The organism is Tistrella mobilis KA081020-065 (assembly GCF_000264455.2).
GTDB classification, from domain to species: Bacteria; Pseudomonadota; Alphaproteobacteria; order Tistrellales; family Tistrellaceae; genus Tistrella; species Tistrella mobilis.
The window spans coordinates 3,714,375-3,728,524 of sequence record NC_017956.1; the positions used below are offsets into that span (position 1 = coordinate 3,714,375).

13 protein-coding genes are annotated in these 14,150 nt (G+C 69.6%); 1 reads left to right on the forward strand and 12 read right to left on the reverse strand.

Annotated elements, in window-relative coordinates; all coding sequences use genetic code 11:
- The first annotated feature begins 31 nt into the window (after positions 1-31).
- Positions 32-1,246: an MFS transporter gene (locus TMO_RS17020; protein ID WP_014746893.1), complete on the forward strand. Its 1,215-nt coding sequence runs from the start codon at positions 32-34 to the stop codon at positions 1,244-1,246.
- Here the strand turns inward: TMO_RS17020 and TMO_RS17025 are convergent.
- From TMO_RS17025 to TMO_RS17080, 12 genes are all read right to left on the reverse strand, one after another.
- A complete protein-coding gene (locus TMO_RS17025) occupies positions 1,224-2,096 on the reverse strand; it encodes a carbohydrate kinase family protein (RefSeq protein ID WP_014746894.1) in 873 nt (290 codons plus the stop codon). The two genes, TMO_RS17020 and TMO_RS17025, sit on opposite strands and share 23 nt — an antisense overlap.
- An 18-nt stretch (positions 2,097-2,114) precedes the next feature.
- Positions 2,115-2,528, reverse strand: a complete 414-nt coding sequence (locus TMO_RS17030) for a helix-turn-helix domain-containing protein (protein WP_014746895.1) — start codon at positions 2,526-2,528, stop codon at positions 2,115-2,117.
- Positions 2,525-3,397, reverse strand: a complete 873-nt coding sequence (locus TMO_RS29635) for a Smr/MutS family protein (RefSeq protein WP_014746896.1) — start codon at positions 3,395-3,397, stop codon at positions 2,525-2,527. The genes TMO_RS17030 and TMO_RS29635 overlap by 4 nt, the downstream gene beginning before the upstream one ends.
- Before the next feature lie 8 nt (positions 3,398-3,405).
- A complete protein-coding gene (locus tag TMO_RS17040; RefSeq protein WP_014746897.1) occupies positions 3,406-4,101 on the reverse strand; it encodes a LutC/YkgG family protein in 696 nt (231 codons plus the stop codon).
- A complete protein-coding gene (locus TMO_RS17045) occupies positions 4,098-5,579 on the reverse strand; it encodes a LutB/LldF family L-lactate oxidation iron-sulfur protein (protein ID WP_014746898.1) in 1,482 nt (493 codons plus the stop codon). Before TMO_RS17045 ends, TMO_RS17040 begins: the two co-directional genes overlap by 4 nt.
- Positions 5,580-5,595: 16 nt before the next feature.
- Positions 5,596-6,414, reverse strand: a complete 819-nt coding sequence (locus TMO_RS17050) for a (Fe-S)-binding protein (protein WP_014746899.1) — start codon at positions 6,412-6,414, stop codon at positions 5,596-5,598.
- 120 nt (positions 6,415-6,534) lie between these two features.
- Entirely contained in the window at positions 6,535-7,818 is a 1,284-nt protein-coding gene (locus TMO_RS17055; RefSeq protein ID WP_014746900.1) for a murein transglycosylase A, read from the reverse strand.
- A gap of 67 nt (positions 7,819-7,885) precedes the next feature.
- A complete protein-coding gene (locus tag TMO_RS17060) occupies positions 7,886-8,977 on the reverse strand; it encodes a cytochrome P450 (protein WP_041605068.1) in 1,092 nt (363 codons plus the stop codon).
- A gap of 77 nt (positions 8,978-9,054) precedes the next feature.
- Entirely contained in the window at positions 9,055-11,046 is a 1,992-nt protein-coding gene (locus TMO_RS29640) for a terpene cyclase/mutase family protein (RefSeq protein WP_014746902.1), read from the reverse strand.
- The gene (locus TMO_RS29645; protein ID WP_051045409.1) at positions 11,043-11,954 is read right to left on the reverse strand and encodes a hypothetical protein; all 912 of its coding nucleotides are present in this window, start codon (positions 11,952-11,954) and stop codon (positions 11,043-11,045) included. Before TMO_RS29645 ends, TMO_RS29640 begins: the two co-directional genes overlap by 4 nt.
- Positions 11,954-13,855: an asparagine synthase-related protein gene (locus TMO_RS17075; RefSeq protein WP_014746904.1), complete on the reverse strand. Its 1,902-nt coding sequence runs from the start codon at positions 13,853-13,855 to the stop codon at positions 11,954-11,956. Before TMO_RS17075 ends, TMO_RS29645 begins: the two co-directional genes overlap by 1 nt.
- Entirely contained in the window at positions 13,855-14,130 is a 276-nt protein-coding gene (locus tag TMO_RS17080) for a PqqD family peptide modification chaperone (protein WP_014746905.1), read from the reverse strand. The genes TMO_RS17075 and TMO_RS17080 overlap by 1 nt, the downstream gene beginning before the upstream one ends.
- Between the last annotated feature and the right edge of the window lie 20 nt (positions 14,131-14,150).

The window sequence follows — 14,150 nt, forward strand, 5'->3', positions numbered from 1 at the left end:
CCCTCCTCCTTCCGTCCACGAGGATCAGATGATGAACGAGGCTGTCGCGACGGCCGGCCGGCCGGGCAGCGCCGCCCCCGCCTGGGGGGCCGTGTTTTCCATGGCGCTCGGCGTTTTCGGGCTGGTGACGGCGGAATTCCTGCCCGCCAGCCTGCTCACCCCCATGGCCGCCGATCTGGGCGTCACCGAAGGCCTGGCCGGGCAGGCGGTCACCGCCACCGCCGCCATCGGCCTCCTCGCCAGCCTGCTGATGCCGGCCGCAACCCGCGGGCTGGACCGGCGGGTGGTGCTGCTCGGCTTCTCGGGCCTGCTCGTCGCCTCCAACCTGCTCGCGGCCGTTGCCTCAAGCCTGCCCGTGCTGATTGCGGCCCGGCTGGTGCTGGGCGTGGCATTGGGCGGGTTCTGGGCCATGTCCACCGCCACCGTGATGCGGCTGGTGCCGGAAGCGGCGATCCCCCGGGCGCTGTCGATGGTCTTCGGCGGCGTCTCGGCCGCCACCGTCGCCGCGGCACCGCTCGGCAGTTTCCTGGGCGATCAGCTGGGCTGGCGGGCGGTCTTCCTGATGGCGGCCGTTCTCGGCCTCGCGGCCTTCCTGGTCCAGTTCGCCACCCTGCCGCGCATGGCCGCCTCGGCCACCACCCGGCTCGGCACGCTGGTGCTGGTGCTGCGCCGGCCCCGGGTCGGTGCCGGGATGATCGCGGTGCTGATGGTCTTCACCGGCCATTTCGCCGTCTTCACCTATGTCCGACCCTTCCTGGAGACGGTGACAGGCGTGGGCATCCAGGGCGTGTCGGCCATCCTGCTCGGCTTCGGCCTTGCCAACTTCCTCGGCACCGGCCTTGCGGGGCCGGCCATCGCCCGCAACCTGAAGGCGGTGCTGGTGGCCATGCCGGCGCTGATGGTCGTGCTGGGCCTGGGGCTGGTGCTGGCCGGCGGCACCGTCTTCGGCGATGCGGTGATGCTGGCGCTCTGGGGCATGGCCTTCGGCGCGGTGCCGGTCGCCTGGTCAACCTGGCTGACCCGGGCGGCCCCGGACGAGGCCGAAAGCGGCGGCGGACTGATCGTGGCCGCCATCCAGCTCGCCATCGCCACCGGTGCGGCCGCGGGCGGGGTCATCTTCGATCTGAACGGCGCCCCGGGGGTTTTCCTCGCGGCCACCCTGGTGCTGGCCGCCGCCGCCCTGCTGATCCTGACGCGCGTCAGGATCAGTCCGCGGGGCACACTCAGTCCGCGGGAAGGGATTTGAGCACGCTGCCTTCGGTCTGCACCGCCCGGGCGCCGAAGGCACTGCCCCGCGCCAGCGCCTGACCCATCTCCAGCCCGCGCAGCCAGGCGTCGGTCAGCCCGCCGGCAAAGGCGTCGCCGGCGCCGGTGGTGTCGATCACATGGTCGACCTTCCGGGCCGGGCAGCTGATCTTCCGGCCGTCGGCGGCAAAAGCTTCCGACCCCTCGGCGCCGTGGGTGACCACCACCCACTCCAGCCGGTCGCCGGCAAGTCGCCGTGCAGCGGCGAGCGGATCGGCCGCCGCGGCCGGCGCCAGATCGTCGATCGAGGCCACGAAGACCCGCGCCGGCCAGCTGCCGGCCGGCAGGGTCGGTTCATGTTCGGCCGGCGGGATCTGGGCGATCGCCGGCAGGCCGCGTTCGGCGGCGGCCACCAGCAGCCGGCCAGCCTCGGGGTTGCGGCTGTTCAGGAACAGGGCATCCATGCCGTCGAGCACGCTTTCCGGCGGCACCCAGGCCAGATGATGGCCGATCTTCAGGATGGTCCGCTCGCCTTCGGGATCCAGCAGCAGCATGGTCTCGGGCGAGTGGTCGAGATTGCGGTCGAGCCTGGAGACATCCAGCCCGCAGGCGGTCACATCCGCCACCAGCCGGTCGCCCAGCGCATCATGGGCCACGCGGGTGATCAGCGCCGGGTGATGGCCGGCAAGGGCGAGCGCAGTGCCGACATTGGCGCCGGACCCGCCGATGCGCGGGCCTTCATCCACGCCCCGCGGCCGTCCACCCGAGACGATGGGCCGGTCCAGGCGGATCACCCGATCGGCATTCAGGCTGCCGACGACGGCGATACGGGCAGGGAAGGGGGCAACCATGGGCGGAACATCCTCCGATCAGTCAGCAGGGTCGGCCGGCCGCTCGCCGGTCCGACCACGATCAGTCTGACCGCCGGGGCGCGCCACGTCGAGGATGGCGAGCAGGCGGTCGAGGGTGGGACCGTCCAGCGTGGCGATCCGTTGCGCCACCAGATTGGCCAATCGGGTGGCCCGGGGGTCCAGGCCGCCGGTCTCAACCGTCACCTTCGGATCGGACAGCCCGGCCAGCCGCTCCAGCTCCTCGGCCTCGTCCCAGATGATGTTGAAATAGGTGCAGATCTGGATCAGCAGCGACCGGGTCGGCACGCCGCGCCGGCCGTGTTCCAGCGCCGAGAGATAGGCATTGGAGATCTCAAGGTCGCGGGCCATCTGCTTCTGGCTGATCCCGCGCGCGGCCCGAAGCTGGCGCAGGCGCTCTCCGAAGGGTGTCACCGCTCGCGTTTAAGCAGGATATAGGCGGCGCCGAAGCCGCCATGCATCTGCCGGGCCTGGGTGAAGGCCAGCACCTTCGACCGGGTCTCGGGCTCGTTCAGCCAGCGCGGCAGCTCGCTGCGGATCACGCCGGCCGGGTTCGTCGCCCAGGGCTCGCGCGGCGGCTCGGGGGTCTCGGGTACGGCCATGCCGCGGCGGCGCACCACCGGCTGCGGCCTGGGCCCTCCCTTGCCGGTGATCACCAGCACGCAGCGCAGGCCGCGGGCATGGGACCGGGCAATGAAATCGACCAGCATGCCGCGGGCGACCTCGCGGCCATGGCCGTGAAGGTCCAGCATCGCCTCCACCGGCATGGCGCCTCGGCGCAGCCGGGCCTGGCTGCGCCGGTCCAGCCCGTCGAAGGCCTTGCCGGTCAGCGCCTGAAGCGGTTCGGGCGCCGTCGGCCGCCGCCCTGCCGGCGCGGGGAGAGAAGCCGCCATCGCCGCCGCCGGCAGTTCCGGCACCGGAGGGGGTGGGGGCGGTGGGGGTGGCACCACCGGCGCATGGCCCGACAACGGTTTCACATCGCTCATCGCCGAGCCGAACAGGTCCAGCTCCCCCCGGCTGATGCCGCGGGCGGAACGCGGCACCGGCCTGGCCTGCGGGGCGGGGGGCGGCACGGCGGCCGCGCGCCGGCGGGTGGCGGGTGCCACGCCCTGGTCGTCCCCCGCCGCCGCGGTTGCATGAACCGAGGGCAGATCGGGGCCGCGCAGCGACGAGCGTTCGGCGACGTCTTCCGAGCGCATCGCCCGTTCGAACAACCGCGCCTCGGCCTCGGGATCGGGCCGAAGCGCGTCCTGGTCGCCGGTTCGGGGAGGACGTGCGGGCATGGGCAGGGTCAGACCTCGTCGACGATCACCACATGCAGCCGCCGCGGTCCGTGGGCACCAAGCTCGATCTGCTGCTCGATGTCGCCGGTGCGGCTGGGGCCGGTGATCAGGTTGAAGGTACGCGGCGGGGCACCGCGTTCGGTGCGCAGCCTGGCCCAGACATCCTCGTAGGCGCGTTCCACGCGTGAGGCGGGCAGCACCACGATATGGGTCTCGGGCAGGAAATTCAGCGTGGTCGGATGCTCGGGCCCCGATGCCAGGGCCAGCGTGCCGGTTTCGGCGATGCCGGCAAAGGCGCTGGTCACCGAGACCTCGTCGGCCGCCTCGGCCGGGCCGGCGCGCAGGGTCAGCAGCGGTGCCGCCCCCGCCCAGTCGATCCGGTCGAGCAGCGGGTCGGGCGCCCGGCCGGCCGCCATCGGCAGGTTGCAGGCGGCCATGTAGTCGACCACCGCCGCCGGCACCTCGTCCAGCCGGGCGACCCGGGTCACCGTGCCCGCCACCTTCTGCAGCTGGTCGATGAACAGCGACACCCGGCCGGCCGGGTCCAGATCGGCCCGGGCCGGGATGGTGTTGGGGCGGTGGGCCTCGATCCGGGCGGCAACGCGGGCCCGGGCCTCGGCCTCGTTCGCCGGATCGCGGCGGATGCCGGCGCGCACGGCGCCCAGAATGCGGGCTCGGGCATCGTCGCCATGAGACATGGTCATCGGCCCTGCTCCTTCGCTGACCCACGATGGCGGCGGGCGGTGGCATCCCCCGGCGCCTCGGTCGGGCGGCCGTCGGCCTTCCAGGCGGCCACGAAGCTGCGGCCTTCGGGCGCCGGCATGTCGCGGACACGGGTCCAGCCCCCGGCGAGCGGCAGCCGCTTCAGCCGACCCTGAGACCGGCCCATCCGCCCGAGCAGGGCGGCCGCGGTGCGCGTAACGAGGCGATAGGCCCGGGGCCGTTTTGCGAACCAGGCCCAGACCCCAAGCCCCCAGCGCTGCGAGGCGGGGCTGAGATGGCGTTCGAATTCCCGGGTCCGCCAGGCGCGCATCATCCGCGGCAGCGGGATCCGCACCGGGCAGACCTGTTCGCAGCGCCCGCAGAAGGTCGAGGCATTGGGCAGGTGGCCCGCCTCTTCCACGCCGATCAGCGCCGGGGTCAGCACCGCCCCCATCGGACCCGGATAGACCCAGCCATAGGCATGGCCACCGACGGTGCCATAGACCGGGCAGTGGTTCATGCAGGCGCCACAGCGGATGCAGCGCAGCATGTCCTGGAATTCGGTGCCCACCATGCCCGAGCGGCCGTTGTCCAGCAGCACCACATGGAATTCCTCGGGCCCGTCCAGATCGCCCTCGCGCTTCGGCCCGGTGACCAGCGTGGTATAGGACGAGAATTCCTGCCCCGTGGCCGACCGTGCCAGCACTCTCAGCATGGTCGAGGCGTCTTCCAGCGTCGGGACCAGCTTCTCGATGCCGGCCAGCACGATATGGCGCTTGGGCAGCGACAGGGTCAGGTCGGCATTGCCTTCATTGGTCACCAGGATGATCGATCCGGTCTCGGCGACCAGGAAATTGGCGCCGGTGATGCCGACATCGGCGTCCAGATATTTCTGGCGCAGCACTTCGCGCGCCTCGCGGACCATGTCGGTCGGCTCGGTCAGGCGGCGGGTCTTGCCATAGCGGCCGTGATGGCGCAGGAACAGCTCTGCCACCTGTTCCTTGGTCTTGTGGATCGCCGGCGCGATGATGTGGCTCGGCGGCTCCTTGGCCAGCTGGATGATGTACTCGCCCAGATCGGTCTCGATCGGCTCGATTCCGGCCTTTTCCAGCGCATCGTTGAGCGCGATCTCTTCCGTCACCATCGATTTCGACTTGGTGACGGTCCGGGCATTGCCGGCGCGCGCCAGTTCCAGAATGATCCGCCGGGCATCGGCCGCGGTCTCGGCCCAATGGACCTTGCCGCCCCGGGCCTCCACCGCCTCGGCGAAGCGCTCCAGATAGATGTCGAGATGGCCGAGCACATGGTTCTTGATGTCGCGCGCCTGGTCGCGCAGCGTCTCGAACTCGGGCAGGGCCGCCGCGGCGGCCGCCCGCTTGGGCACGAAGCCCGAGCGGATCTTGGCGAGCGAGGCCTGAAGATTGGCATCGCCCAGGGCGTCGTGGACATTGTCCTTGAAGCGGTGACTGGTCGCCTCCATCGGATCGCCCTCCCGCTCAGCGCCGGTCCGCGCCGACGGCGGTGTCGCCGATGGCTGCGGTGTCGGTCATGTCGGCCAGAACCTCGGCCACGTGGCGGACCTGGATGGTGGAGCCCTCGCGCTTCAGCCGCCCGGCCATGTTCAGCAGGCAGCCCATATCGCCAGCCAGCAGCAGATCGGCATTGGTGGCGCGGATATCCGCCACCTTGTTGGAGACCATACGGCCCGAGATTTCCGGGTATTTCACGCAGAAGGTGCCGCCGAAGCCGCAGCATTCCTCGGCCCCCGGCAGCTCGTTCAGGGTCAGCCCCTCGACGGTGCCCAGCAGCTTGCGCGGCTGTGCCTTCACCCCCAGCTCGCGCAGGCCCGAACAGCTGTCGTGATAGGTGACGGTGGCATCCAGCCTCGCCTTCACCCCCTCCATGCCGCGGACATCGACCAGGAAGGCCATCAGTTCATAGGTCTTCGCCGCCAGCCGGCGGGCCCGCGGCCCCCAGTCCGGATCGTCGCGCAGCAGCTCGGGATAGTGGTGCGAGATCATGCCGCCGCAGGATCCCGACGGCACGACCACATAGTCGAAGGGCTCGAAGGTCGCGATCACCTCGCGCGCGATCGCACGAGCATCGGCCCGGTCGCCCGAATTGAAGGCCGGCTGGCCGCAACAGGTCTGGCTGTCGGGCACCACCACCCGGCAGCCGGCCTCTTCCAGCAGCTTCGCCGTGGCGAACCCCACGCTCGGCCGGAACAGATCCACCAGACAGGTCGCGAACAGGCCGACCGTGGCCGGTTCGCGCGCACGGGCGGGCTTTGCCGCCGTCTCGCTTGGGGTATTCACCGTCGCTCGTCCTTCTGAAGCTTCGGACAGGCCCGCGCGTCTGCGGGGCCGGCCGGCATTTGCGGACGAGGATGGGGCGATGTGGCCGCGGAGGCAAGCCTGCCGCTCACCTCCGGGCGCTCAACCGCCCGCTGCGGCCGTCTCCGGGGCCGGTACGGTCGACGGATCGATGGCGAGCGGCAGCAGCACGGCATAGCTGCCGCGTTCCTTCATCCGCCCGGCGACCAGCTCCGCGAAATCGCCCGGACCCCAGAACACATCGCCGCGCACCGCCCCCTTGATCGCGCCGCCGGTATCCTGCGCGATCATCAGCCGCCGGAGCGGCGTTTCCGAAAGCGCGCCGACACCTGCCGGATAGCTGGCATCCAACCAGACCGGCGCCCCCAGCGGCAGCATCGACCGGTCGACCGCCAGCGACCGGCCCGGGCTCAGCACCGCGCCCATGGCGCCCAGCGGCCCGTCATCGTCCAGAAGCCGGAAGAACACATAGGACGGGTTCTGATCCAGGATCGAGACCATCCGGTCGGGATGGGCGGCCAGCCAGGTGCGCAGGCTCTGCAGCGACACCTCTTCGGGCTTCATCTCACCCTGATCGATCAGCACCTTGCCGATCGAGCGATAGGGCCGGCCATTGGCCCCGGCATAGCCCACTCGCAGCACCCGTCCGTCGGGCAGCCGAACCCGGCCCGAGCCCTGGATCTGCAGGAAGAAGGCATCGACCGGGTCGTCGACCCAGAGCAGTTCCAGCCCGCGGCCGTCGAGCACGCCGTCGGCGATCGCCGCGCGGTCGTAATAGGGGGCAAACCGCCCGTCCGCCACCCGCCCGACCAGACGGCGACCGTCCAGCGCATCGTCGAAGGCGCCCAGATCCGCCACCACCAGATCCTCGGGCAGGCGGTAGAGCGGCACGTCGTGCCGGGTGTCGGGGGTCAGCGATCCGGCCAGTTCCGGCTCGTAATAGCCGGTGAACAAGCCGTTGGTGTCGCCATCGGGCTTCGCCACCTGCCAGGCGTTGAAATGGCGCTCGAAGAAGGCACGGGCCGCGCCGGCATCGTCCAGCGGCAGATCCACCGCGGCCCCGCAGACATCGCGCCAATGGCCGACGGTGCCGAAGCGCCCGCCGCGGTCGAGCGGCGCCGCCACCGGCCGGCGCAGGATGATCCGGCACGAGATCTGGAAAGCGCCGAGTGCAGCCGACTGGTCGTCGTCGTCCCAGCCGGGCAGGTCGCCGAAGGCGATGCGGGTGAAGCGCGGCCCCTCGGCGGTCACCGCCGGCTGCGGGGCCGGCGGCGTCTCGGGTGCCGGCAGGTTGCGTGTGCTGAGATACCAGCCACCGATCAGCGCCGCCCCGGCCAGCGCGAGCACGGCAAAGGCGGCCGCAAGGCGCAGAGACCGCCTGCTCATGCACGGCTCTCCGGTCCGCGACTTTCCCGCCTGATCGGCCTTCGCATATGGTCAGCGGGATCGGTCCTCATCTGCTGGCACTCTCCGAAGGGTTCGCAATGATCTGGACGGGCAGGGCGGACGGTTCATGCAGCAGCCAGGCCTCTCGCCACCGGATCGGACCGGCCGTGCACAACCGGTCCATCAGCGGCGCTCCCGCCACAAGCAGGGCTGCAATCTCGAGACGGGCAAGCGGTGCGCCCAGGCAGTGGAACGCTCCCCGGCCAAAGGCGAGATGCGGAACCCGGGAGCCGAGCGGACAGGATGTTCCGACGTCACCCACGATCGCAGGATCCCGGTCGGCGATCGAGGTCATGAGATAGACCACCGCATCCTTTGGCAAGAGGATAGTCCCGTCCGCCCCGTCGCTCAGATGGAACGGTCTGAGCAGACGACGTCGCACCCCCAGTACCGGCGTATCCAGCCGGACCAGTTCGTCCACCAGTACCATGTGGTTCTCCGGGTCGGATGGCAGCGCAATTCCATCCCGCAGCCGGCGGACCAGGATATTGGCGATACAGCCGGCTGTGGTCGTCGTACCGGTGACGAGCAGCTTGCTGCAGATGTCGGCGAGGGCGGCATCATCAAGCCCGTCCGCGGTGCCGGTCTCCAGAATTGTTGCCAGCAGCGGTGTTGCACCACCTTTCCGGGCAGCGGCCAGACGCTGGCGGAAATAGGCATCCAGCATGGTCTTTGCCGGACCGACAGAGGCGGACTGTCCCGTCCAGCCGGGGTCGTAACCGCTCAGGATCCGACCCGCCATGGTTTCAAGCACCGGCACATCGGCCGGCGGGATGCCCAGCAGATCACGCATCACCGCCATCGGAACCCGATCGGCGAAATCCCGGACCAGATCTGCCGTGCCCTCGCGGACCAGCCGCGCCGTCAGATCATCGACCACGCCCTGGACTGCCGGCATGACGTCAGCATCGGACAGCCGGGACACCCAGCTTCGCAGACGCCGGACCAGACCGCGATGACGGTCGCCGCCAGCGGTATCGAAGGCATTGAAGCTGGCCGTACTGCCGGGCTCGGCAAGCAGCACCGACAGAATATCCGCGTGCCGCGCGACCAGCCAGACATCCCCGCCCGTCGTCCTGATCGGCGGCGTATTGCGCAAGGCCGATAGAACCGGATGAGGGTCGGCTGCGTACTCAGCCCCCGGTGGCAGAACTCCGAAAGCCGATGCAATGTCGATCATGAGCCGGCCCCCTTCTGCAACCCGCGCAGGGCCACCAGGGCGGAAAGCGCCGTCGCCGTGGTGAAGCTGCGTCCATGGTCGGATGCACGAACCAGATTGCCTGCCGCATTGGGAATGTCGAGCACGGCCGACGACGGCCAGCTGCCGTCAACCTGTTGGCCGGCAAGCAATGCCTCCGCCCCTGCCCCTCTGTCCCGGGCCAGAACCCGGATCCTCAGCGCAAGCGCTTGGCCGAAACTGGTATCGACCGGATGACGCGCTGCGCGCGCAGCGGCAGCCGCGATCCGGCGATCATCCCCGCTCGCAGCCCGTCCGCGTCGTCCGGCCAGAACCAGTGCCTCCACCGCCTGATCGGTGGCATAGCCTTCCTCCAGCCACCAATAACCCGGAAAGACGCCGTCCGGGCGCTGATGTCGGCGCAACCACTCTGCCGGGGCATCGCCGATGGTCGACAGACAGGCCGTGGCCGCAGTGACACAGCCATGTGCCGCGGTCCATCCGGCATTGATCACGCGCCCCTCCGACGCCCGGGCATGGTCCTCTGCCAGATAGGTCACAACCCCGCCATCGGCACCAACATGCCGACGCAGGAAAGCCAGGCCTGCGGCGAAGCCGGGCTCGCTCTGCCGGCCAAGGGCCTCGCCGAGACGCAGCGCCCAGGCCGTGCTGTCGGCATCTGCCGGCTCCACGCCATTCCATCCCCAGCCCGGTCGCCCGGCGGTGCGGGCCGCCAGAAGCCGCCATGCCCGGGCGGCCGCTGCCAGAGCTGCCGGGTCACCCGTCTCAACCAGGGCATGGCCGACCCGGGCCGTGACCCATTCCTCTGCGACGCCTTCGCCAAACCCGCGATAGTCGAGCCACCAGCCCGCCTGCACGCGGGCATCGAGCAGAAAGCGGATGGCTGCCTCGATCGCCTCATCCAGACGCCGGGGCGTCTCGGGAACCGCAGGTGGTGCAGCCCGAACGACATCCGGAGCCGTCGCCTCCAGCACGCCCATATACGCCTTGACCGCACCATCGGCGAACCCGCCATGGCTGACCTTGAGATGACTGAACCGGCAATCGAGCCAGGCCGTCCGCCCGTGGACGATGTCGTCGAGGATCAGCGAGGCGGGCCAGGGGCGGGTTGCGGTGGTGGGTATCACGGCACCCGGCCATTCCAGAACCGAGGCGCGCGCCGCCGGGGTGCACCGACCGGCCTGGACCAGATGGTCGAGCATCCGCCGCCAGCGCCGATCGAACACCTCCGGGGGGCCGAGAAAACATTCGAGACCCAGCTCCGGCTCAGCGCCGCCATCCCCGATGGTCATCGCCAGTCGGATGCGGTCGACATAGACGAACAGGGCGTCGACCCGGTCCTGCAGGGCCCTGGCGTCGCCCACCCAGCCGGCCCGCCCGGCCTGACCTGCGATGTCATCCGGATCCAGATCGTCGAAGATCAGACGGAAGGGCGCGCCCGGCCGGTCGAGCATCAGACCCAGGAAGGCGAGCCGCCCCGTGCCCCGACGGGCGGCAAGACACCGGCGAAGAGCCGCCTCCCGCATCGACGGCAGCGGCAGTCCGAAGCCTGCGATGACGCTCTGCACCGTCTCCAGGGCGGCACTGCCGCCGGCCGCCCCGGCCAGTCGGACAAAGACCGAGAGCGCCGGCGGATCGGCGCCGTCATCGAGTTCCAGCCAGATCTCCTCGATCCGGTCCAGCCCGGGGCCGTCACAGAACCGGGCGAGCGCGGCAAACCCGGATCCACTAGCGGTTATCTCCGCCATCCAGCTGCAAAGCCGATCAAACTCGGGTCCTGGCCGAACCCGCTGCTGAAGATCGACCACCGTTGGATCGGCAAGCCGGATTTCGAGCCCGGCGGCCGGCACCGCAGGCAGATGGCGTGCCAGCCGAAGGACTGCTTCGGGCATGTGCAGGCCACGCTCAGCCGCCACGAACTCCAGAATCGGTGCCAGTGCCGGCAGCCGACCGACGTCAGCTTCGATCATCCGCCGATCTCCTCTGCCAGCCGCAGAAGCCCGTCCCAGCCGGGCTCCACCCGATGCACGGTCAACGGCAGATGTTCAGCCAGCCGGGCGAAACGTGCCATGATTTCCGTGGTCATGAAGCTCCGGCAAATTGCCGGATGCCACATGTTGATCAGCAGGTGCAGGCGCCGGACCGGGTCCGGCCGGTACATATCCCCGGTCTGCCGGGTCAGGAGATGAATCTCATCGAGTGCCAGTTCCGCCTTATCGGCCGGATCGACGGAGGGGGCCTGCCACCACCACTTGCCCGTCGAGGGTAGCGGCGCCAGCCCCTCGGTACCCGTGGGGAGAAACCGTCGGGCCGTCTCTTCGGTAAGCCGCAAACCGGCCGTTCCGGGCAGGAAACACACCTGTGGCCCGGTACGGCTGATTGCGATCAGATCATCGGCCGCAACCAGCCCTCCGCGGGCGACCAGTGCGGCGGCCAGGGTGGATTTGCCGGCACCTGTGGCTCCCATGAAACAATGGGTGCGGCCGCGCATGACGACCGCGGCCGCATGAAGACAAAGCAGGCCGCGCCGGAAGAGCAGAATCCCCATCGGGTCACCGACCAGCGCTCCGGGCACGGAGGGCAATCTGCCCGGACGGCAGATCACGTCGATACGATCGCCCTGATCCTGGATCAGAAACATCATTTCGCCTGGCCAGCCGTAGATCGTCGCCGTATCCGTGCGACCGGCCACCGGCGCCCCCGGGAGAGCGGGGGCCGGCAATCGGCCCGGACTCAGCGCCGGTTCCGCAGTTTCGGGATGCCAGCCGATGACGACATCACAGGGCCCGTCACCGGTGGGGGCCTGGCTGCCGGGCAGATCGAAAGGCGTCTCGATCATCAGTCCGAACAAATGGCGGCGGCGGTACGGTTCCAGCATCACACGTCACCTCTGCCGGACCGGGCCTCCCGGTCCAGGAACCGGCAGACGAGGGTACCGGTCATGACGGTATCGAACATTGCCGGGGTCCAACCCTCCCTTCCGGAGGGCCGGACGGCACGAACTGCGGCAAGATAGCGGTCGCGATCGATCCACGCCCAGCACGCCGGATGCGCCGTCTCGGCCCAGGCCTCGAGCGCACCGGCATAGCGGGCGAGGCGGGCGGCCAGGACAGGATCGAATGCCGGCCCCTTGTCCCGCCTCCACCGGATCTCGTCGGGGAGGATCCCGGCCATCGCCCGGCGGTAGAGGCTTCGCTCCCAGCCGCCACGCCGGAGTTCCGCAGCCGGAACCGACATCATCAGCGACAGAAGCCGCTGGTCGAGCATGGGCAGGCGCAGATCGACGCCGTGAAGCCGGGCGGATATGCCCACAACATCCGATGCCGGATGATCCACCCGGCCGGGGACGAGCGCGACGCGCATCAGGTCCTGAGGTCCCATCTGCAGAAAACGCCGCCCTCGCCGCCGCAGGCGCCGCCAGTCCCCGGCCGAAAGCGCGTCCCGGCGCAATGGCAGGGTCTCGGTCGAAATCGGTCGAAGTCCCGCCGGCAGCAACGGCGCGACAACCTCCCGCCGGAGCAGGGTAGACCAGGGAACACCCTGCACGCGATGCAGATCGGCAAGATCCTGGACAGCCTCGCGGAGGCGTCCCTGCCGCAACAGCGCCGCAGCCGTCTGCCGTCCGGAATGGGACACGAAGAGGTCGCCCGCAAACCCGTTGAGCAGAACGTCGACGCCCTGTGCCGCCGCGGCTGCGCCAAGTGCGAGAACCCCGTGGGAAAGGGGAACAAAAGGCAGCCTGCCGAGCAGGTCCAGCACGCGGTCGAGCTCGGCGAAGGGATCATCATCAGGGACCATCTCGATGCGAAGCAGATCGATATTGTCCGCCGCCTCGGCCACCCTGAGAACATAAGGCCATTCATCGCGTTCCGGCCCCTGGTGATCAAGGGGGAGGACGGCCGAGATGGCCAGAAGCCGCTTGCCCCGGCGCCGAAGGCGCTTTGCCGCAATGAGAGCAATGGCAGAAGAATCCAGCCCGCCGCTCAGCAGCACCGCCGGTCGTTCCGCATCGTCGATCCGGTCATGGATGGCGACAATCAGCCGTTGACGCAGTTCGCCGGCCCAGGGATCCGGGCTTGTCATGTCGGCGGGCCGGACCGGTGTCCAGCGGCGGAGGTGCCGCAGATCGGGTGGGGCGGTATCCGGGTGTGGCTTTCCGGTATCGATGACCAGGCATTCGCCGGGTAGAATCGTCCGCACTGCAGCGTGGCAGGTCGCAGACGGCGCCCGTCGGTCCTGCCGCACAAGCTGGTCGGTGATCACCGTCCGGTCGAGTCTGGCCGGAATCCGCGGCAGGGCCGTCAACAGCCGGAAATCGGTGGAGAAGGCGATCAATCCGCCCCGGGCGACCAGATAGAGCGGCAGTACACCCACCACATCCCGCAAAAGTGCCAAATGCCGGCCATCCCAGATGGCAGCGACATAGTCACCTGTCAGGCCGGCCAGAGCCTCGGCACCGCCGGCCCGCCAGGCCGATCGTACGAGGTCTGCGCCGTGCCGCCGTTGCGCGCCCCCCGGCATATTCCCGGCGAGGCGTCCGTTGAACAGGATCAGCGGCGCGGCGGGTGACGGGGTATCAGGTACTCCTGAACCGTCGTCCGGTCGGGGCCCAGCCGGTCGGGTATATACGGGCCAGCTTGCAAACACGGCACGCGGACCGCCATCAACCATCAGACGATGGCAGACGGTCCCTGTGCCGACGCGCTGGTCCAGCGTCCGCAGCCAGTCAGCGGGAAGGATGCTGTCTGGTCCCGCAAGCAGGCCGGCAAAGTCCCGCATCAGTCTCCGCCGTCAGCGAGGAGACCGGCTGCCTGCAGGCTGTCGATGAACCGCCTGACATCTGTTTCACAGGCAGCACGCTCCACATCGAAGCCGGCCATCACATGCTCGACGATCTGCGACAAGCTGCGCGGCTCATCGATATAGCGCCAGATAGCGCCGCCGACGCCACGTACCTCATAATACTGACCAGATGCCATATCGAGCACAGCCACCTGGCCATCCAGATCTGACCACACGGCATCAGGGCGGCGAAAGATCAAGTCTTCAGTCATCGAATGCTCGACTCCAGGCC